18 protein-coding genes (1 of these 18 running past the window's edge) are annotated in these 20,041 nt (G+C 73.9%); 2 read left to right on the top strand and 16 right to left on the bottom strand.

Annotated features, from left to right (window positions below; translation table 11 throughout):
* The 9 genes in view from DMP17_RS14335 to argC are tightly spaced (at most 34 nt apart) and all read right to left on the bottom strand, a layout consistent with a single transcriptional unit that may run on beyond the window.
* Positions 1-319, bottom strand: partial view of a DNA-3-methyladenine glycosylase gene (locus tag DMP17_RS14335; protein ID WP_374203849.1) — the 5' end (the start) only. The gene continues 347 nt to the left of window position 1, outside the view; 319 of the gene's 666 nt are visible here — the first part of the coding sequence; the start codon lies at positions 317-319; its stop codon lies beyond the left edge, outside the window.
* A 2-nt stretch (positions 320-321) separates the two neighbouring features.
* Positions 322-1,545 (bottom strand): aminotransferase class I/II-fold pyridoxal phosphate-dependent enzyme, encoded by a 1,224-nt coding sequence (locus DMP17_RS14340; protein ID WP_337829797.1) that lies wholly within the window; start codon positions 1,543-1,545, stop codon positions 322-324.
* A complete protein-coding gene (gene argH / locus DMP17_RS14345) occupies positions 1,542-2,987 on the bottom strand; it encodes an argininosuccinate lyase (protein WP_337829798.1) in 1,446 nt (481 codons plus the stop codon). The genes DMP17_RS14340 and argH overlap by 4 nt, the downstream gene beginning before the upstream one ends.
* Positions 2,984-3,541, bottom strand: coding sequence for an arginine repressor (locus tag DMP17_RS14350; RefSeq protein WP_226356508.1), 558 nt, complete (start codon positions 3,539-3,541; stop codon positions 2,984-2,986). The genes argH and DMP17_RS14350 overlap by 4 nt, the downstream gene beginning before the upstream one ends.
* Positions 3,534-4,457, bottom strand: coding sequence for an ornithine carbamoyltransferase (gene argF, locus DMP17_RS14355; protein ID WP_337829799.1), 924 nt, complete (start codon positions 4,455-4,457; stop codon positions 3,534-3,536). The genes DMP17_RS14350 and argF overlap by 8 nt, the downstream gene beginning before the upstream one ends.
* Positions 4,457-5,650: an acetylornithine transaminase gene (locus tag DMP17_RS14360; RefSeq protein ID WP_226356506.1), complete on the bottom strand. Its 1,194-nt coding sequence runs from the start codon at positions 5,648-5,650 to the stop codon at positions 4,457-4,459. The genes argF and DMP17_RS14360 overlap by 1 nt, the downstream gene beginning before the upstream one ends.
* Positions 5,647-6,567, bottom strand: coding sequence for an acetylglutamate kinase (gene argB, locus DMP17_RS14365; RefSeq protein ID WP_224387912.1), 921 nt, complete (start codon positions 6,565-6,567; stop codon positions 5,647-5,649). Before argB ends, DMP17_RS14360 begins: the two co-directional genes overlap by 4 nt.
* Before the next feature lie 34 nt (positions 6,568-6,601).
* Complete coding sequence (gene argJ / locus DMP17_RS14370) at positions 6,602-7,774, bottom strand: bifunctional glutamate N-acetyltransferase/amino-acid acetyltransferase ArgJ (protein ID WP_337829800.1); 1,173 nt, start codon at positions 7,772-7,774, stop codon at positions 6,602-6,604.
* Entirely contained in the window at positions 7,771-8,805 is a 1,035-nt protein-coding gene (gene argC / locus DMP17_RS14375; RefSeq protein ID WP_226356723.1) for an N-acetyl-gamma-glutamyl-phosphate reductase, read from the bottom strand. The genes argJ and argC overlap by 4 nt, the downstream gene beginning before the upstream one ends.
* Before the next feature lie 167 nt (positions 8,806-8,972).
* Here argC and DMP17_RS14380 point away from each other — a divergent pair, with 167 nt between their 5' ends.
* On the top strand, positions 8,973-9,809 hold the full coding sequence (locus DMP17_RS14380) for a hypothetical protein (RefSeq protein WP_337829801.1): 837 nt from the start codon (positions 8,973-8,975) through the stop codon (positions 9,807-9,809).
* A gap of 39 nt (positions 9,810-9,848) precedes the next feature.
* Here DMP17_RS14380 and pheT read toward each other — a convergent pair whose 3' ends face one another.
* The 7 genes from pheT to uvrA form a co-directional block, all read right to left on the bottom strand.
* Entirely contained in the window at positions 9,849-12,356 is a 2,508-nt protein-coding gene (pheT, locus tag DMP17_RS14385; protein ID WP_226356503.1) for a phenylalanine--tRNA ligase subunit beta, read from the bottom strand.
* A gap of 38 nt (positions 12,357-12,394) precedes the next feature.
* A complete protein-coding gene (pheS, locus tag DMP17_RS14390) occupies positions 12,395-13,450 on the bottom strand; it encodes a phenylalanine--tRNA ligase subunit alpha (protein WP_337829802.1) in 1,056 nt (351 codons plus the stop codon).
* 37 nt (positions 13,451-13,487) lie between these two features.
* Positions 13,488-14,324, bottom strand: coding sequence for a TrmH family RNA methyltransferase (locus DMP17_RS14395; RefSeq protein ID WP_337829803.1), 837 nt, complete (start codon positions 14,322-14,324; stop codon positions 13,488-13,490).
* 46 nt (positions 14,325-14,370) lie between these two features.
* Positions 14,371-14,754 carry a 50S ribosomal protein L20 gene (gene rplT, locus DMP17_RS14400; protein WP_020623392.1) on the bottom strand — a complete coding sequence of 128 codons (384 nt, stop codon included), beginning with the start codon at positions 14,752-14,754 and terminating at the stop codon, positions 14,371-14,373.
* 77 nt (positions 14,755-14,831) lie between these two features.
* Complete coding sequence (rpmI, locus tag DMP17_RS14405) at positions 14,832-15,026, bottom strand: 50S ribosomal protein L35 (protein WP_020623393.1); 195 nt, start codon at positions 15,024-15,026, stop codon at positions 14,832-14,834.
* A 98-nt stretch (positions 15,027-15,124) separates the two neighbouring features.
* Complete coding sequence (gene infC, locus DMP17_RS14410; RefSeq protein WP_062402817.1) at positions 15,125-15,763, bottom strand: translation initiation factor IF-3; 639 nt, start codon at positions 15,761-15,763, stop codon at positions 15,125-15,127.
* Positions 15,764-15,992: 229 nt separating this feature from the next.
* Positions 15,993-18,995, bottom strand: a complete 3,003-nt coding sequence (gene uvrA / locus DMP17_RS14415; protein WP_337832686.1) for an excinuclease ABC subunit UvrA — start codon at positions 18,993-18,995, stop codon at positions 15,993-15,995.
* A 369-nt stretch (positions 18,996-19,364) separates the two neighbouring features.
* Between uvrA and DMP17_RS14420 the strand changes: the two genes are divergently transcribed.
* Entirely contained in the window at positions 19,365-20,039 is a 675-nt protein-coding gene (locus DMP17_RS14420) for an MBL fold metallo-hydrolase (protein WP_062404714.1), read from the top strand.
* The last annotated feature ends 2 nt before the right edge of the window (positions 20,040-20,041 follow it).

Raw genomic sequence — 20,041 nt, forward strand, 5'->3', positions numbered from 1 at the left:
CGGACAGGCACGAGACGTTCGCGCAGAAGTGCATGCCGTAGACGAAGTAGACGTACAGGTGCCCGGGCGGGCCGAACATCACCGCGTTGCGCGGGGTCCGGCCGCGGTAGCAGTGCGACGCGGGGTCGTCACGGCCCCGGTAGGCCTCCACCTCGACCAGGCGCACCGCGACCGTGCCGTCGGGGGTGTCGGCCTCGAGGACGCAGCCGAGCAGGCGTCGTGCGGCGGGCAGGACGTCGACGGCCAGGGCGGACCGGTCCAGCAGACCGGCGGGGCCCGGCCGGTCGTCCCGGCCGGGCCCCGCCGTGTGGTCGTCCACCGTCAGCGGCGCGCGAGCGCCAGCTGCACGCAGGTCACGACACCGGCCATGGCCTTCTCGACCTCGTCGAGCGGGGGCAGGGTCGGGGCGAGACGGATGGTCGCGTCCTGCGGGTCCTTGCCGTAGGGGTGCGTCGCACCGGCCGGGGTCAGGACGACCCCCGCCTCCTTCGCCAGCCGCACGACCTCCGAGGCGAGGCCGTCCGGGACGGTCAGGCTCACGAAGTAGCCACCCCGGGGCTTGGTCCAGGACACGCCCTCCACGTCGGAGAACGCCTCGGTCAGCAGCCGGTCGACCGCGGCGAACTTCGGCGCGATCAGCTCGCGGTGCGCGGCCATGTGCGCCCGCAGCCCGGCGGCGTCCTTGAGGAACAGGGCGTGCCGCAGGTGGTTGACCTTGTCCGGGCCGATCGTCTTCTTCGACGCCAGCTTCAGCCACCAGTCGACGTTCGCCTGCGAGGCACCGAAGAACGCGACGCCCGCACCGGCGAGGGTGATCTTCGAGGTGGACCCGAAGACGAACGGGCGGTCCGCGTTGCCCGCCTCGGCGGCCAGGGTGAGGATGTCGGCGATCTCGACCTCCTCGGTGGTCAGGTGGTGCACCGCGTAGGCGTTGTCCCACATGATCCGGAAGTCCGGGGCGGCGGTCGGCATGGTCGCCAGCCGGCGCACGACCTCGTCGGAGTAGACGGCCCCGTCGGGGTTCGAGTACTTCGGCACGCACCAGATGCCCTTGATCGACGGGTCGTCGGCGACGAGCCGCTCGACCTCGTCCATGTCGGGGCCGTCCGCGGTCATCGGGACGGTGACGAGGTCGATCCCGAGCCGCTCGCACACGCCGTAGTGGCGGTCGTAGCCGGGGACCGGGGCGATGAACGCGACCCGGCCGGCGTCGACCCAGCGGGTCGGGGCGCCGGGCAGCGCGGTCAGCAGCGCGTGCACGAGCGTGTCGTGCATCAGCTCCAGGCTGGAGTTGTTCGACGCCACCAGCTGCCCGACCGGGACCTGCAGCGACGGCGCGAAGATCTCCCGCAGCTCGGGCAGCCCCTGGCCGCCGCCGTAGTTGCGGGTGTCGGTGCCGTCGGCCGCGCGGAACTGTCCCGCGCCCGGCAGGCCGAGCAGCTCGTGGGACAGGTCCAGCTGCTGCGCGGACGGCTTGCCCCGCGTCAGGTCGAGCTTCAGGCCGGCGGCCTTGAGCTCCTCGTAGGCTGCGGCAGGGTCGGTCATGCGGTTCCTCCGGTGAACTCTCGCGCTGCTGCGACCGCGGTACGCAGGTCGGTGAGCTGCTCGGCGACCCGGTCGCCGGCCGTCCCACCGCGCGCGTTCCGCGACGCGATGGAGCCTTCCACGGTCAGTACGTCGCGGACACTCGGGTCGAGTGCCGGGTGCACGGCGGCCAGCTCGGCGTCGGTCAGGTCCTCCAGCCCGACGCCGCGGGCCTCGGCGGCACGGACGCAGCCGCCCGCGGCCTCGTGCGCCACCCGGAACGGGACGCCCTGCCGGACGAGCCACTCGGCGACGTCGGTGGCGAGGGTGAACCCGGCCGGGGCCAGCTCGGCGAGCCGCCCGGTGTGGAAGGTCAGGGTGGCCACCATCCCGGCGACCGCGGGGAGCAGGAGCTCCAGCTGCGCGACCGAGTCGAACAGCGGCTCCTTGTCCTCCTGCAGGTCCCGGTTGTAGGCCAGCGGGAGCCCCTTGAGGGTGGTCATGAGCCCGGCGAGGTTGCCGACGAGCCGGCCGGACTTGCCGCGGGCCAGCTCGGCGACGTCGGGGTTCTTCTTCTGCGGCATGATCGAGCTGCCCGTGGAGAACGCGTCGTCGAGGGTGACGTAGCCGAACTCGGCCGTCGCCCAGAGGATGATCTCCTCCGACAGCCGCGACAGGTCGACCCCGATCATCGCGAGGACGAACGCGGCCTCGGCGGCGAAGTCCCGCGAGGCGGTCCCGTCGATCGAGTTGGCCGAGGACCCGGTGAAGCCGAGCTCGGCGGCGACGGCCTCCGGGTCGAGCCCGAGCGAGGACCCGGCGAGCGCGCCGGAGCCGTAGGGCGACCAGGCGCTGCGCCGGTCCCAGTCGGCGAGCCGGTCGACGTCGCGCAGCAGGGCCTGGGCGTGCGCGGCCAGCTGGTGGCCGAGCAGCACCGGCTGGGCGTGCTGCAGGTGGGTGCGGCCGGGCATCGGCGCGCCGGGGTGGGCCTGCGCCTGGGCGACGAGGGCGTCGACGACGTCGAGCACGCCGGAGCCGACCCGTCGCGTGGCGTCGCGCAGCCACATCCGGAACTGGGTGGCGACCTGGTCGTTGCGCGAGCGACCGGCCCGCAGCTTGCCGCCCAGGTCGGCGCCGGCCCGCTCGATGAGGCCGCGCTCCAGTGCGGTGTGCACGTCCTCGTCGCCCGGGTCGGGGCCGAACGCCCCGGAGGCGACGTCGGCGGCGAGCTCGTCGAGTGCCTTGTGCATCCCCGACAGCTCCTCGTCGGTCAGCAGACCGGCGCGGTGCAGGACCCGGGCGTGCGCCTTCGAGCCGCGGATGTCGTAGGGGGCCAGTGCCCAGTCGAAGTGGGTGGACTTCGACAGCGCCGCGAGCGCGTCGGCCGGACCGGACGCGAACCGGCCACCCCACAGCGCTCCGCCACCGGCGGCCGCGCCCTCTCGGGGGTCCGCGTCGGTCATGTCGGGTCTCCTTCTCGTTCGTCGTGCGTCCCGGCGGCCGCGTGGGCCCTCCGGGGCAGGTCCTGCAGCCGTTCGGCCAGCTCCGCCCCGGTGAGGGGCTCGCGGGCGACGACGATGACCGTGTCGTCGCCGGCGATGGTGCCGACGACGTCGTGCAGTGCGGCCCGGTCGAGTGCGCTCGCGAGGTAGTGCGCCGCGCCCGGCGGGGTCCGCAGGACCGCCAGGTTCCCACTCGCGTCGGCCGACACGAGCAGCTCCCCCAGCAACCGGGCGAGCCGCCCGGTGCCGCCCTCGACCCCGCGCACGGGGCTGCCGTCCTCGGGGATGCGGTAGACGGGCTGCCCGCCGTCCGCGCCGCGGAGCTTCACCGCGCCCAGCTCGTCCAGGTCACGCGAGAGCGTGGCCTGGGTCGTCTCGATGCCGTGCCGCTCGTGGAGCAACCCGATGATCTCCACCTGGCTGCTCAGCTCGTAGTTCCAGACCACGTCGATGACGGCCGCCTGCCGGCTGGCCCGGCTCACCGGGTTCCTGCGGTCGCGGTCCCCCTCACCCATGCCGCAGGAGCCAGGTGAGCAGCGCCTTCTGCGCGTGCAACCGGTTCTCGGCCTCGTCCCAGACGGCGCTGGCGGCGCCGTCGAGGACCTCGTCGGTGATCTCGTCGCCCCGGTGGGCCGGCAGGCAGTGCAGCACGATCGCGTCGGGTGCGGCTCGCTCCAGCAGGGCGGCGTTGACCTGGTACGACCGGAACGGCGCGACCCGGTCCAGCCCGTCCTCCTCCTGGCCCATCGAGGTCCAGGTGTCGGTGACGACGACCTGGGCGCCCTCGACGGCGGCGAGCGGGTCCGCGACGAGCGCGACCGAGCCCCCGGTCTGCTCGGCGCGGACCTTCGCGTCGCGCAGCACCTCGTCGTCGGGGGTGAACCCGGCGGGCGCGGCGATCCGTACGTGCAGCCCGGCGGTGGCCCCGCCGAGCAGCAGCGAGTGGGCGATGTTGTTCGCGCCGTCGCCGAGGTAGGTCAGGGTGAGCCCGGCGAGGCGGCCGAACCGCTCCCGCACGGTCTGCAGGTCCGCCAGGATCTGGCACGGGTGGAACATGTCGGTCAGCGCGTTGACCACCGGAACGGTCGCCGCGGCGGCCATCTCCTCGATCCGCTCCTGGCCGCTGGTGCGCCACACGACCGCGTCGACGTAGCGCGACAGCACCCGGGAGGTGTCGGAGATGGTCTCGCCGCGCCCGAGCTGGCTGGTGGTGCCGTCGAGGATGATCGCGGTGCCGCCGAGCTGGGTGATCCCGGCCTCGAAGGACACCCGGGTGCGGGTGGAGGACTTGTCGAACACGACCCCCACCGCGCGCGGCCCGGCCAGCGGGCGCTCGGCGAACGGGTCGGCCTTGAGCCGGTCGGCGAGGTCGAGGACCTCGGCCTGCTCGGCCGGGGTCAGGTCGTCGTCGCGGAGCAGGTGGCGGACCATCAGTTCCCCTGCCCCTCGTGCTGGGCCGCGGCGGCGTCGAGGACCGCCGGGAAGGCCGTCAGGAACTCCTCCGCCTCGCCGTCGGTCAGGGTCAGGGCCGGGACCAGCCGGAGCCGGTCCGGGGTGGCGTTGTTGACCAGGATCCCGGCGTCGCGGGCGGCCGCGGCGGCCTGCGCGGCGACGGGCGCGGTCAGGCCGATGCCGATGTGCAGGCCGGCGCCGGAGACGTCGCCGACCAGGGGGTGGCCGAGACCCTCGATCCGGCTGCGGATCTCCTTGCCGAGCCGGTCGACGTGGCCGAGCAGCCCCTCGGCCGCGACCGTGTCGAGGACGGCGAGCGCCGCGGCGCACGACACCGGGTTGCCGCCGAAGGTGGTGCCGTGCTGGCCGGGCTCGAGCAGGGCTGCGGCGTCGCCGAACCCGATGCAGGCCCCGATCGGGAGTCCGCCGCCGAGGCCCTTGGCCAGGGTGACGACGTCGGGGACGATGCCGTGCGCCTGGTGGGCGAACCAGTACCCGGTGCGGCCGATCCCGGTCTGCACCTCGTCGAGGACGAGCAGTGCGCCGCGCTCGGCGGTGATCCGCCGGGCCTCGGCCAGGTACCCCTCGGGCGGCACGATCACGCCGGCCTCGCCGAGGATCGGCTCCAGGAACACCGCGGCGGTCCGCTCGGTGACGGCGGCGTCGAGTGCGGCGACGTCACCGAACGGGATGTGGGTGACCCCGGCGGGCATCGGCTCGAACGGGGCCCGCTTGGCGGGCTGCCCGGTCAGCGCGAGCGCGCCCATCGTTCGGCCGTGGAACGCGCCCTCGCAGGCGATGATCTCCGGCCGCCCGGTCCGGCGGGCGATCTTGAAGGCGGCCTCGTTGGCCTCGGTGCCGGAGTTGCAGAGCAGGGTGCGGGCGTCCTCGCGGCCGAGCAGGGCCTGCAGCCGCTCGGCGAGCTGCAGCGCGGGCTCGGTGATGAAGAAGTTCGAGGTGTGGCCCAGGGTGCGGACCTGCTCGGACACCGCCTCGACGACGGCCGGGTGCGCGTGGCCGAGCGCGTTGACCGCGATCCCGGAGTAGAGGTCGAGAAAGCGGCGCCCCTGCGCGTCCCACACCTGGGCGCCCTCGCCGCGGACCAGGGTCAGCGGCGGGGTGCCGTAGTTGTTCATCAGTGCGGCCTGCCACCGCTGCGCGTGCGTGGTCATGTCGTTCCCCCAGCTGTGGCGTCCGGCAGCACCATGGTGCCGACGCCCTCGTGCGTGAACACCTCGAGCAGGACCGAGTGCGGCACCCGCCCGTCGATCACGTGGGCCTGTCCGACGCCCGACCGCACGGCGCGCAGACAGGCCTCCATCTTCGGGGCCATGCCGCTCTCCAGGCGGGGCAACATCGGCTCGAGCTGGTCCGCGGTCAGCGAGGTGATGATCGACTCCGGGTCGGGGTAGTTCGCGTAGAGCCCCTCGACGTCGGTGAGCACCACGAGCTTCGCGGCGTCCAGCGCGCCGGCGAGCGCCGCGGCGGCGCTGTCGGCGTTGATGTTGTGGACCTGGCCGTCGGCGTCCGGCGCGATCCCGGCGACGACCGGGATGCGGCCCGCGGCGATGATGTCCAGCACCGCGTCCGGGTTGACCTTCGTGACGTCACCGACCAGGCCGATGTCGACGGGCTCGCCGCCGACCAGCGCGGTGCGCTTCTCGGCCGTGAACAGGCCCGCGTCCTCCCCGGACAGACCGACGGCGAGCGGCCCGTGGGCGTTGATCAGCCCGACGAGCTCGCGCCCGACCTGGCCGAACAGCACCATCCGGACGATCTCCATCGTCTCCGGGGTGGTGACGCGCAGGCCTCCGCGGAACTCGCCGGGCATGCCGAGCCGCTTCAGCATCGCCGAGATCTGCGGCCCGCCGCCGTGCACGACGACCGGGTGAATGCCCGCGAGCCGCAGGAACACCATGTCCCGGGCGAAGGCCTGCTTCAGCTCCTCGTCGATCATGGCGTTGCCGCCGTACTTGACGACGACGATCCGGCCGTGGAAGCGCTGCAGCCAGGGCAGCGCCTCGGCGAGCACGCCGGCCTTCTCCCCCGCCCGCTTCAGCCGGGCCGGGGTCTCCGGGGACGGCGCGATCTGCGGCTGCGGCAGCGCGTCCGGGGCGACCGGCTCAGGAGGAGTAGGCACTGTTCTCCTCCACGTAGGCGTGCGACAGGTCGGTGGTCCGGATCTCGGCGGTGTGCCCCTCGGCCCCGCCGGACAGGCCCAGCTCGACCTCGATCAGCACGTCCTTCCCGGACAGGTCGCAGTCGGCCCGGTCCCCGGCGACGACGGCGCCCTTGCACAGCAGCACGCCGTTGATCGTGACGTCGAGGCGCTCGGGGTCGATCTCGGCGTCGGCGTACCCGGCGGAGGCGGCGACCCGGCCCCAGTTGGGGTCGGACCCGAACATCGCGGTCTTGACCAGGGAGTCGCGGGCGATCGTGCGGGCGACGGTGACCGCGTCGTCCTCGGAGGCGGCACCGGTGACCCGCACGGTGATCCGCTTGGTGACGCCCTCGGCGTCGGCCTGCATCTGCTCGGCGAGGTCGCGGCACACGCGGGTGAGCGCGGCGGTGAACACCGCCGGGTCGGCCTCGACGCCGGACGCGCCGGAGGCCAGCACCAGCACGGTGTCGTTGGTGGACATCGAGCCGTCGACGTCGAGCCGGTCGAAGCTGTAGCGGACCGCCTCGCGCAGCGCGGCGTCGAGCGTCGCCCGGTCGAGGACGGCGTCGGTGGTGAGCACGCTGAGCATGGTCGCCATCGACGGGGCGATCATCCCGGCGCCCTTGGTGGTGCCCCCGACGGTCCAGCCCGCCGGGTCGGTGACCGCGGACTCCTTCGGGACGGTGTCGGTCGTCATGATCGCGGCGGCGACGGCGGACCCGGCCTCGGGCCCGGACGCCAGCTCCGCGGCGGCCGACCGGACCCCGGCGAGCACGGTCTCCCGCGGGAGCTGCTCACCGATCAGGCCGGTGGAGCACACGGCGACGTCGATCGCGCCGCAGCCGACCACCTCGGCGACCTGCTCCGCGGTGGCGTGCGCGACCTGGAAGCCCTCGGCGCCGGTGCAGGCGTTCGCCCCGCCGGAGTTGAGGACGACCGCGCGCAGCGAGCCGGTGGTCAGCACCTGCTGGGACCACAGGACGGGGGCGGCCTTGACCTTGTTGCGGGTGAAGACCCCGGCGGCCTCGGTGCGCGGGCCGTCGTTGACGACGAGCGCCAGGTCGGCCTTGCCGGACTTCTTGATCCCGGCGGCGATCCCGGCGGCCCGGAAGCCCTGGGCTGCGGTCACGCTCACGGCGCCACTCCCGTCGTCGGCAGGCCGGTGGTCTCGGGCAGACCGATGGCCAGGTTCATGCACTGGACGGCGCCGCCCGCGGTGCCCTTGGTGAGGTTGTCGATCGCGGAGACGACGACCAGCCGGGCGGCGTCGACGTCGACGGTGACCTGCAGCGCGACCATGTTGGAGCCGAGGGTCTGCGCCGTGGTGGGCCACTGGCCCTCGGGCAGCAGCCGCACGAACGGCTCGTCGGCGTAGGCCTTCTCGTAGACCGCCCGGACCGCCTCGGCGTCGGTCGCCGGGTCGATCAGCGGGGCCGAGCAGGAGGCGAGGATGCCGCGCGGCAGCGGCGCGAGCACCGGGGTGAAGCTCACCGACACGGGCGAGCCGAGCGCGGTGGACAGGTTCTGCGCGATCTCCGGGGTGTGCCGGTGCACGCCGCCGACGCCGTACGCCGACAGCGACCCCATGACCTCCGCGCCCAGCAGGTGCGGCTTGAGCGACTTGCCCGCGCCGGAGGTGCCGGTGACCGCGGTGATCACGACCTCGGGGGCGACAAGGCCGGCGACCAGGGCCGGGACCAGCGCGAGGCTGGTGCCGGTCGGATAGCAGCCCGGCACCGCGACGCGACGGGTGCCGGTCAGCGCGGCCCGGGCGCCGGGCAGCTCGGGCAGCCCGTAGGGCCAGTGCCCGGCGTGCTCGCCGCCGTACCAGCGGTCCCAGGCGGCCGGGTCGGTGAGGCGGTGGTCCGCCCCGCAGTCCACGACGAGCGTGTCCGGCCCCAGCTGCGCCGCCAGCTCGGCGGACTTGCCGTGCGGCAGTGCGAGGAACACCGCGTCGTGTCCGGCGAGGTTCTCCGCCGTGCTCTCGCCCAGGACGCGGTCCGCGAGCGGGGTCAGGTGCGGCTGGTGCTCGCCCAGACGCGTCCCCGCGTTCCCGCCGGCCGTGAGGGCGCCGATCTCCACCTCGGGATGTGCGAGCAGCAGCCGGAGGAGCTCTCCCCCGGCGTAGCCACTGGCTCCCGCCACTGCGATGCGTACCACGTGGATGAGTATGCACGTCGCCGGAAAGCCATGCAATCGGGATTCACGATCGCGACCGGGCGGTGCGGAACCGGGCCCGGCGGCTGCGTGCGACGCCTAGTTTCCCGCGGGTGCGGCGACGGGTGACACGCGGGGTGGGGCCGGGCGCGGGCGCGCCCGCACGGGGACGGTCGGTGGCCGTCACGGCGGCGGTCGCGGCGGTGCTCGCGGGGCTGCTCGGCGGGTGCGCGTCGACCGTGTCGGGGACGCCGTGGCCGACCGGCCAGGGGCCCGCGCTGCCGTCGTCCGGGGCGGCACCGGTGGAGCCCACGCGACGGCCGCCGACGTCGTTCACGGTGCCCGGGCCGCTGTCGAGCGGGCCGCTCGACGCCCCGACCACCGACGGCCGCCCGACCACGACGGTCCCGCCCGTCCCGGTGCCGCCCTCTTCCGGAACGCCGGTCCCGTCCGGTCCCCCCGACGGCGGGGCCGGTGCGGCGCGCACGGTGCCGCCGGTGCCGGTCGGGGACGGTGCGTCCCGCGTCCCGGACGGGCGGGCCCGGCCCGCCCCGGGAACGGCGCGCGCCACGGCCCGGCCCACCGCACCGGCCGCCCCGGCCCCGCTGACCTCGGACGTCGTGGCCGACGAGTGCCTGCTCGACCACGCCGCGCTGACCGGGCTGCTGGGCGGCCCGCCGGTCGCGCCCGCGACGAACGCCGTGGTCACCCGCACCGACGGCACCCGCACCCGGGCCTGTTTCGCGCTCGCCGACGGCGTGACGGTGTCGGTGAACGTGTACACGACGAACCGGGGCACGCCCGCCGGCTACGTCGCCGGCGCACGGCACGGCAGCACGGTGACCGGCCTCCCGGCGGGGACCTCCGCGGCGGTGCTCGACACCGTCGCCGGGCCGACCCTGCAGCTGGCCACCGCCCGGTACCTCGTGACGGTGGCGGTCGCGGGACGGACGCCGTCCCGCGACCAGTGGCGGGCCGCCGCGGTGGCCGCCGTCGCGGCGGCCCCGCGCTGAGCAGGCCGGGCCCGGCGCGGGCCCGCCACTGGCCGGGGGTCAGCGCAGCGCGGCTCCGTGCCGGGCCGTGGCCTCGGCGACCGCCGCGTCCCGCGCGGCGTTCGCCTCCTCGCTGGTCAGCGTGCGGTCCGCGGCGCGCAGCCGCAGCGAGAACGCCAGCGAGCGGCGACCCTGTCCGACCTGGTCGCCGGTGTAGACGTCGAACAGCCGCACCGACTCCAGCAGCTCCCCCGCGCCCGCGGTGAGCGCGTCGGCGAGGTCCGCGGCCGGGACCGCCTCGTCGGCGACCAGCGCGACGTCCACCGCGACCGGCGGGAACGCCGACACCCGCGGCACGGGCAGGTTCTCCCGCAACGGGACCGCGTCGAGGTCGATCTCGGCCGCGGCGGTGCGGGCCGGCAGCCCCAGCGCCTCGACGACCTTGGGGTGCAGCTCCCCGGCGTACCCGACGACGGTGTCGGTGCCCGCGACGACGAGCTCCGCGCACCGGCCCGGGTGCCACGGCGCCCGCTCGGCTCGGCGCGCCCGCAGCTCCACACCGGCGGCGGCACCGGTCAGCCGGGCCGCCTCGACCGCGTCCTCCCAGGCCGCGGGACGACCCTTGCCCCACCAGCCGCGCGGCTCGCGGTTCCCGGCCAGGACGACCCCGACGTGCACGGGCTGGTCGGGCAGCGCGGCGCGCAGGGCGGCGTACTCGGCGTCGGACGGGCGGCCGGTGACGGCCGGGTCGGGCATCGCGGGGGTGGTCTCCCTCGGCTGCACGACCTGCGCGATCGCGTACAGCGCGAGGTCCTCCGCGCCACGGGAACGGTTGCGCACCAGCATGTCCAGCAGGCCGGGGAGCAGGGTCGTCGTGAGCCGGGACCGCTCGGCGTCGAGCGGGTTGGTGACGGCGACGGTGCGGCGGCGCTCGTCGTCGGCGGGCAGGCCCAGGTCGTCCCAGACGGCGTCGGAGACGAACGGGAACGGCAGCACCTCGACATGGCCGGCCTCGGCCAGCGCGCGGGACACCGCACGGCGGCGCTGCTGTGCGGCGAACAGGCCGCGTCCGGCCGGGGCGGTGGGCAGCACCGAGGGGATGGCGTCGTAGCCCTCCAGGCGCAGCACCTCCTCCACCAGGTCGGCGGCCATGGTGAGGTCCGGGCGCCAGGTCGGCGGGGTCGCGACGACGACCCCCTCGCCACCGGCACCGGTGTCCAGCGCGACGGCGCAGCCGACCTGGGTCAGGCGGCGCACGGTGGCCCCGCGCGGGTAGTCGACGCCGGCGACGCGGTCGGGCATCGACAGCGGCATCCGCACGCTCGCGACGGCGGGGACCCCGCCCTCGTCGGTGCGGCCGTCGGCGAGGGTCCCGCCGCCGAGCTCGACGAGCAGCTGCGCGGCGCGCTCGGCCGCGACCGGCGGCAGCGCCGGGTCCACGACCCGCTCGAACCGCTTGGACGCCTCGCTGGGCAGCTTGTGCCGGCGCGCGGCGCGCGCGATCACCGGCGGGGAGAAGTGCGCGGCCTCCAGCAGCACGTCGACCCGGGCTCCGTCGGCGAGGTCCTCCGGCGCGGGGATCTCGGTGGACGCGCCGCCCATGACACCGGCGAGCCCGATCGGGCCGGAGTCGTCGGTGATGAGCAGGTCGTCGGTGTCCAGCGCACGGGTGTGGCCGTCGAGGGTCTGCAGCTTCTCCCCCGTCGTCGCGCGGCGGACCTCGATGGCACCGGTCAGGCGGGTCGCGTCGTAGGCGTGCAGCGGCTGGCCGAGGTCGAGCATCACGAAGTTGGTGACGTCGACGATCAGCGAGATCGGCCGCATCCCGGCCGAGAGCAGCGCGCGCTGCATCCACCAGGGGCTGGGAGCGGCCGGGTCGACGCCGTCCACCCGGCGGGCGACGAACCGGGGGCAGGCGTCGGCGTCGGCGAGCCGCACCGGCCACGCGTCGCCGGTGGTGTCCGGGACGGCGACCCGGGTGACCGGGTCGGTGTAGTCGGCGTCGAGCGAGGTCGCGAGCTCGCGGGCGAGACCGCGGACGGCGAAGCAGTAACCCCGGTCCGGGGTGACGGCGAGCTCGACGACGGGCTCGGACAGGCCAAGGACGTCGAGGGCGTCGTCGCCGGGCTCGGCGGTGCCGGGCGGCAGCACGAGGATGCCGCCGCTCTCGGCGCCGAGGCCGAGCTCCTTCGCCGAGGCGATCATGCCGTCGGAGACCTTGCCGTAGGTCGTGCGCTGGGCGATCGCGAAGTCACCGGGCAGCACCGCACCCGGCTCGGTGACGACGACGAGGTCGCCGACCGCGAAGTTCCGGGCGCCGCACACCACGTAGCGGTGGCGCTGCCCCTCGAAGCCCACCCGGCAGTACCGGATCGGCTTCTTGAACTCGGTGAGCTCCTCGATCTCCTCGACCCGGGCGACCGTGACCGGCCCGGTGACCGCGGGGGCCGGGTGGATCTCCTCGACCTCCAGCCCGACGCGGACGAAGGCGTCGCCGATCGCCTCGGGACCGGCGGGCAGCGCCGCCGGGTCGATGTGCCGGGCGAGCCAGGACGCGGACACTCGCACTGCTCAGAACTCCTCGTGTGGAAGCGGGGTGGGCCGGGTCAGACGCCGAACGCGGTCGAGAAGCGCACGTCGCCCTCGACCATGTCCCGCATGTCCGGGATGCCGTTGCGGAACATCAGGGTCCGCTCGATGCCCATGCCGAACGCGAAACCGGAGTAGACGTCGGTGTCGACGCCGCAGGCGCGCAGGACGTTGGGGTTGACCATGCCGCAGCCGCCCCACTCGACCCAGCCGGGGCCGCCCTTCTTCTGCGGGAACCACAGGTCCACCTCGGCCGAGGGCTCGGTGAACGGGAAGTACGACGGCCGCATCCGGGTACCGGCCTCCGGGCCGAACACCGCGCGGGCGAACGCGTCGAGCGTCCCCTTGAGGTGGGCCATGGTCAGCCCGCGGTCGACGGCGAGGCCCTCGACCTGGTGGAACACCGGGGTGTGGGTGGCGTCGAGCTCGTCGGTGCGGAAGGTCCGGCCGGGGCAGGCCACGTAGACCGGCAGCTCGCGCTCCAGCAGCGACCGGACCTGCACCGGCGAGGTGTGCGTGCGCAGCACCGTGCCCGAGTCCTGCCCGCGCTCGGGGTCACCCAGGTAGAAGGTGTCCTGCATGGTGCGGGCCGGGTGGTCCTTGCCGAAGTTGAGCGCGTCGAAGTTCAGCCACGACGCCTCGACCTCGGGACCCTCGGCGACCTCCCAGCCCATCCCGACGAAGATGTCGGCGATCCGCTCGGACAGCTGCGTGATGGGGTGGCGCGCGCCGCGCGGGCGACGGTCCCAGGGCAGCGTGACGTCGACGGCCTCCTCGGCCAGCACCCGGGCGTCGCGCTCGACGAGCAGGACCTCGCGGCGCGCGTCGAACGCGGCCTGGGCCTCCACGCGGGCGGCGTTGACCCGCTTGCCGGCGTCGGCGCGCTCGGGGCCGGGCAGCTGCCCCAGCGACCGGCGGGCCATCGGGATCGGGGCGCGGTCGCCGAGGTGCGCGGGCTTCGCCGCGGCCAGCGCGTCGAGGTCGCCCGCCTCGTCGAACGCCGTGCGGGCGGCCTCCACCGCGGCCGTCAGTGCATCCGGGTCGAGGGGGCTCGCCGTGTCGTTCTCACTCATGGTGCCCACGATCGTAGAGGGCGGCCGCGAGCCGGTTTCAGTCGCGCGCCGGGGACAGCTGCGGGGCGACGCCGGCGCGGGCCCCGACCGTCGCGTACAGGCAGACCGCCGCGGCGGTGGCGAGGTTCAGCGACTCGGCCCGGCCGTGGATCGGGACGCGGACCCGGTGGTCCGCGGCGGCGTGCACCGCGGCCGACGGGCCGTGCGCCTCGCTGCCGAGGATCCAGGCGACGGGCCCGGCGAGGGTCGGGGTGACGGCGGGGTCGTGCAGGTCGACCTCGCCGTGCCCGTCCGCGACGAGCGTGGTCAGCCCGGCCGCCCGGCACATCTCGACGACGGCGGGCGCGTCCCGGTCGCGGGCCAGCGGCAGGTGGAACACGCTGCCGGTGGAGGCCCGGACGGCCTTGCCGTTGTGCGGGTCGACGGTGTCCCCGGCCAGGAGGACCGCGTCGCAGCCCGCCGCGTCGGCGACCCGGATCACGGTGCCCACGTTGCCGGGGTCGGAGATGCCGTCGCAGACCGTGACGAAGCCGGGGACCCCGGCCAGTGCGGTGGCCACCGGAACGTCGAGCAGGTCGCAGACGGCGACGATCCCCTGCGGGGTGACCGTCTCGGACAGACCCGCGGCGGCCTTGTCCGTCACCGGGGACACCCGGGCACCGGAGCGCTCCGCGGCCTCGACCAGCTCGGGGTGGCGCTCGGCGGCGCCGCCGGTGACGAACAGCTCGTGCACCGTCACGGCGGCGAGGGCCTCGCGGACGGCCTGGGCCCCCTCGACGAGGAAACGCCCGGCCCGATCGCGCCCCGCGCGTCGCAGCAGCTTGCGTGCCGCTGCGACGCGGGGAGTGCGTTCGGTACCGGGCGTGGAGTCCACGGAGCGCTCGCCGGCGCCGCGCGACTCGATGTCGCCTCGGGTCACCTCAGGCCGCGGAGCCCTGCTCGGTGCCGACCGGCAGGTTCTCCTTCGCGACCGCGACGAGCGCGGCGAAGGCGGCCGGGTCGCTCACGGCGATCTCGGCGAGGTTCTTGCGGTCGACCTCGACACCGGCGGCCTTGAGGCCCTGGATGAACCGGTTGTAGGTCATGTCGTTGGCGCGGGCCGCGGCGTTGATGCGAGTGATCCACAGCTGCCGGAAGTCGCCCTTGCGCGCGCGACGGTCCCGGTAGGCGTAGTTCATCGAGTGGAGCATCTGCTCCTTGGCCTTGCGGTACAGCCGCGAGCGCTGCCCGCGGTAGCCGGCGGCCGACTCCAGCGTGGTGCGGCGCTTCTTCTGGGCGTTCACGGAGCGCTTCACGCGTGCCATGGGGTATCTCCTGGGGCTTCTCCGGCACTACCGCGATGGGGGTACGGCGTGCCGGGGTTCGTGAAAGGGGCGGAAGGTCAGTGACCGAGCAGCTTCTTGACGCGCTTCACATCGGCCTTGGCGAGCTCGACGGTGCCCGACAGGTCGCGCTTCTCCTTGCGCGACTTGACCTCGAGACGGTGCCGCAGCCCGGCCTGCTGGCGCATGAGCTTGCCGCCACCGGTGATGCGGACGCGCTTCGCGGTCCCCTTGTGCGTCTTGTTCTTCGGCATGACGTATCCGTTCGATGTCGGCCCCCGAGGTTCCGGGGGTCGGTGCGGGTACTGCGTGTCCCTCCCGTGCCCGGCTGCGGCCGGGCACGGGAGCGGGCTCACGCCTCGGCTTCGGCGGGGGCGTCGGCCGGGGCGTCGGAGCTGGCTGCGGCCGTCGTCTTGCGCGACGCCGGCTTCTTGGTCGGTGCCAGCACCATCGTCATGTTGCGGCCGTCCTGTTTCGGAGCGGCCTCGACGACGGCCATGTCACCGATGTCCTCGGCCAGGCGCTGGAGCAGGCGGTAGCCCAGCTCGGGACGCGACTGCTCGCGACCACGGAACATGATCGTGACCTTGACCTTGTTGCCGCCTTCGAGGAAGCGGATGACGTGACCGCGCTTCGTCTCGTAGTCGTGCTTGTCGATCTTCGGCCGGAGCTTCTGCTCCTTGATCACGGTGAGCTGCTGGTTGCGCCGGGACTCCCGGGCCTTCTGCGCGCTCTCGTACTTGAACTTTCCGTAGTCCATGAGCTTGCAGACCGGCGGGCGGGCCTGGCCGGCGACCTCGACGAGGTCGAGGTCGGCGTCCTGGGCCAGCTTGAGGGCGTCCTCGATACGCACGATCCCGACCTGCTCGCCGTTCGGGCCCACGAGGCGGACCTCGGGCACGCGGATGCGGTCGTTGATGCGGGGCTCTGTGCTGATGGGGTCTCCTGTGTGACTCGCTGTGTCGCTACTACCTGCTGCCGGCGACGACAAGCGAAGACCCGTTGATCGGCCCGCGACAGAATGCTGCCGCGAAGCCGGACCATGGACCCGGACACCGTTACGATCACGGCGCGGGTGGGAGCGGGGCTCCACTTGACGCCCGGAACACACGTGTCAACGCGATCCCGGGTGGTCGCATTCCCGAGGGTAACAGGCCGCCGGTGTGCCGGGAACGCGGGGTCCGGGCCGGAACCTGCGCGGACCCGGCCCGGGGCGGGGCTCAGCCCGCGCTGGTGGCCTTGGCCCGGCTGCGCCGTGCGGTCGTCGGCCGCCCCGCGCCCGCGGTGCCGTTGCCGTTCGACGACGAGGCCCGCCGCCGGACCGGCTTGACCGGGGTGTCGTCCGGGGTGACCAGGTCGCGCAGGAACCGGCCGGTGTGGCTGTCGGGGTGTGCCGCGATCTGCTCCGGCGTCCCCTGGGCCACCACGGTCCCGCCGCCCGAGCCGCCCTCCGGGCCCATGTCGATGACCCAGTCCGAGGTCTTGATGACGTCGAGGTTGTGCTCGATCACGATCACGGTGTTGCCCTTGTCCGCCAGCCCCTGGATGACGGCGAGGAGCTTGCGGATGTCCTCGAAGTGCAGGCCGGTGGTCGGCTCGTCGAGGATGTAGACGGTGCGGCCGTTGCTGCGCTTCTGCAGCTCGCTGGCAAGCTTGACGCGCTGGGCCTCACCGCCGGACAACGTCGGCGCGGGCTGGCCCAGCCGGACGTAGCCGAGGCCGACGTCGACCAGGGTCCGCAGGTAGCGGGCGATCGAGGTGATCGGCTCGAAGAACTCGGCGGCCTCCTCGATCGGCATGTCGAGGACGTCGGCGACGGTCTTGCCCTTGTAGTGGACCTCGAGGGTCTCCCGGTTGTACCGGGCTCCCTTGCAGACCTCACAGGGGACGTAGACGTCCGGCAGGAAGTTCATCTCGATCTTGATCGTGCCGTCGCCGGTGCACGCCTCGCAGCGGCCGCCCTTGACGTTGAAGGAGAAGCGGCCCTCGGCGTAGCCGCGGACCTTCGCCTCGGTGGTCGCGGCGAACAGCTTGCGGACCTTGTCCCACACGCCGGTGTAGGTCGCCGGGTTGGACCGCGGGGTCCGCCCGATCGGCGACTGGTCGACCCGGACGAGCTTGTCGAGCTCGTCGATGCCGTTGATCCGGGTGTGCCGGCCCGGTACCTGGCGGGCGCCGTTGAGCCGGTTCGCGAGCACCGTGGCGAGGATGTCGTTGATCAGCGTCGACTTGCCGGACCCGGACACCCCCGTGATCGACACCAGGCCGCCGAGCGGCACGTCGACGTCGATGCCGCGCAGGTTGTGCTCGCGGGCGCCGACGATGGTCAGCCTGCGGTCGTGGTCGAGCTCGCGGCGCTCGGGCAGCGGGATCGACTTGCGCCCGGACAGGTAGGCGCCGGTCAGCGAGGTGTCGTGCGACTCCAGGTCGGCGATGGTGCCGGAGTGCACGACGCGGCCGCCGTGCTCACCGGCGCCGGGGCCGATGTCGACCGCCCAGTCCGAGGCGCGGATGGTGTCCTCGTCGTGCTCGACGACGATCAGGGTGTTGCCCAGCTCCTTGAGCCGGGTCAGCGTGTCGATCAGGCGCCGGTTGTCGCGCTGGTGCAGCCCGATCGACGGCTCGTCGAGGACGTAGAGGACCCCGACCAGGCCGGAGCCGATCTGGGTGGCCAGCCGGATGCGCTGCGCCTCGCCGCCGGACAGCGTTCCCGCGGCGCGGTCCAGCGACAGGTAGTCCAGCCCGACGTCGAGCAGGAAGCCCAGCCGGGCCTGAACCTCCTTGAGCACCGCGCCGGCGATCATGGCCTGCCGGTCGTCGAGGACCATGCCGTTCAGGAACTGCGAGCATTCGGCGACCGACATGTTCGACACCTGCGCGATCGACCGCTCCCCCAGGTCGCGGTGCGGCAGGGTCACCGACAGCACCTCGGGGCGCAGCCGGGCGCCGTTGCAGGCGGGGCAGGGGATGTCGCGCATGTAGCCCTCGTAGCGCTCCCGCTGCGACTCGGACTCGGTCTGCTCCAGGCGACGCTCGAGGAACGGCATGACGCCCTCGAAGTTCGCGTAGTACGAGCGCTCGCGGCCGTAGCGGTTGCGGTAGCGCACGTGGACCTGGTCGTCACTGCCGTGCAGGACCGCCTTCTGAGCAGCGGCGGGCAGCTTGCGCCAGGGGGTGTCCATCCGGAACCCGACCGCGGTGGCCAGGCCGGACAGCAGCCGGCCGAAGTACTCCGCGTTGTGCCCGGACGACCAGGGCGCGATCGCGCCGTCGCCGAGGGACAGGTCCGGGTCGGGGACGACCAGCTCCGGGTCGACCTCCTTCTTGATGCCGATGCCGGAGCAGGCCGGGCAGGCGCCGTAGGGCGAGTTGAAGGAGAAGGTGCGGGGCTCGAGGTCGTCGACGGCGAGGGTGTGCCCGTTCGGGCAGGCCATCTTCTCGGAGAAGCGGCGCTCGCGCTGCGGGTCGTCGTCGGGCAGGTCCACGAAGTCCAGCACGACCAGGCCGTCGGCCAGCCGCAGCGCGGTCTCCACCGAGTCGGTGAGGCGCTGCTTGGCGGTCGCCTTCACCGAGAGCCGGTCGACGACGACGGAGATGTCGTGCTTCTCCTGCTTCTTCAGCTTCGGGGGGTCCGAGAGCTGGTGGACCGTGCCGTCGACGAGGACGCGGGAGTAGCCCTGGGCCTGCAGGTTCCCGAACAGGTCGACGAACTCGCCCTTGCGGGTGCGCACGACCGGCGCGAGCACCTGGAAGCGGCTGCCCTGCTCCATCTCCAGGACCTGGTCGACGATCTGCTGCGGGGTCTGCTTCTCGATCCGCTCGCCGCAGGTCGGGCAGTGCGGGATGCCGGCGCGGGCGTAGAGCAGCCGCAGGTAGTCGTGGATCTCGGTGATCGTGCCGACCGTCGACCGCGGGTTGCGGTTGGTCGACTTCTGGTCGATCGAGACCGCCGGGGACAGGCCCTCGATGAAGTCGACGTCGGGCTTGTCCATCTGCCCGAGGAACTGGCGCGCGTACGCCGAGAGGGACTCGACGTAGCGCCGCTGGCCCTCGGCGAAGATCGTGTCGAACGCGAGGCTGGACTTGCCGGAGCCGGACAGCCCGGTGAAGACGATCATGCTGTCGCGGGGCAGGTCGATGTCGATGCCCTGCAGGTTGTGTTCGCGCGCGCCACGCACGACCAGCTTCGGCCCTTCCGGGACCGGCGACGCGCCCGGGGACAGGGCGGTGCCGGCGTCGCGGCGGTCGGTGCTGTGGTCGCTCACGTTTCGCGCCTCCTGGGGTGGCGGTGCCGTCCGGGTGATACCCCGTCGTAGCGCCCGCAGGGCTGGGGGACATTCCGCGACCGGGCACCTGTGGCCGGTGAGGTTCGTCCCCACGTCCGCCGTCGATGCTAGGTCGACCCACCGACAGCGAGCCCGTCGAGCGGGCCCCGCAGACGGTCCGGCGCGGTGGATGTACGCCGGGACGCGCCGGTCGGTCCGCAGCGCACGGTACTCGCACGTCCGTTCGATCCGTCAGCGGCCCCGTGGGTGCGACCGGCGGGTTCTCCCCACCGCGGGATGTCGGTGCGGGCCGCTACCCTCCCGCTCGTGGACGTCCTGGAGAACTACACCGGTCACACCGACCCGGGCGGCGCGGCCATCCGCCGCGACCTCGAGCGGCTGAGCATCAGCAAGGTCTCGGTCGGCGAGATGGACAACAACGCGTACCTGCTCGTGTGCAAGCAGAGCAACGAGGCGCTGCTGATCGACGCGGCGGCCGAGCCGACCCGCATCGCCGACCTCATCGGCGCCGCCGACGAGCGCCCGGACCTGCGCCACCTGGTCACCACCCACCGCCACGCCGACCACTGGCAGGCGCTCGGCGCGATCGCGGGCATGTTCGAGCCGCGGCTGATCGCCCACCCGCAGGACGCCCCGGAGCTGCCGGCCCCGATGGACGAGTTCGTCGAGCACGGCGACACGATCACCTTCGGCGAGATCGAGCTGGAGGTCATCCACCTGCGCGGGCACACGCCGGGCTCGCTGGCGCTGCTCTACCGCGGGGAGGACCGGCCGCACCTGTTCACCGGGGACAGCCTGTTCCCGGGCGGGCCGGGGAAGACCTGGTCGGCGGAGGACAACGCACAGCTCATCGGCGACCTCGAGGAGCGGGTGTTCGACCGGCTCGACGACGACACCTGGTTCTACCCGGGCCACGGGGACGACTCGACGCTCGGGGCGGAGCGGCCGAGCATCCCGGAGTGGCGCTCGCGGGGCTGGTGACC

The sequence above is a fragment of the Pseudonocardia sp. TMWB2A genome (assembly GCF_017312135.1).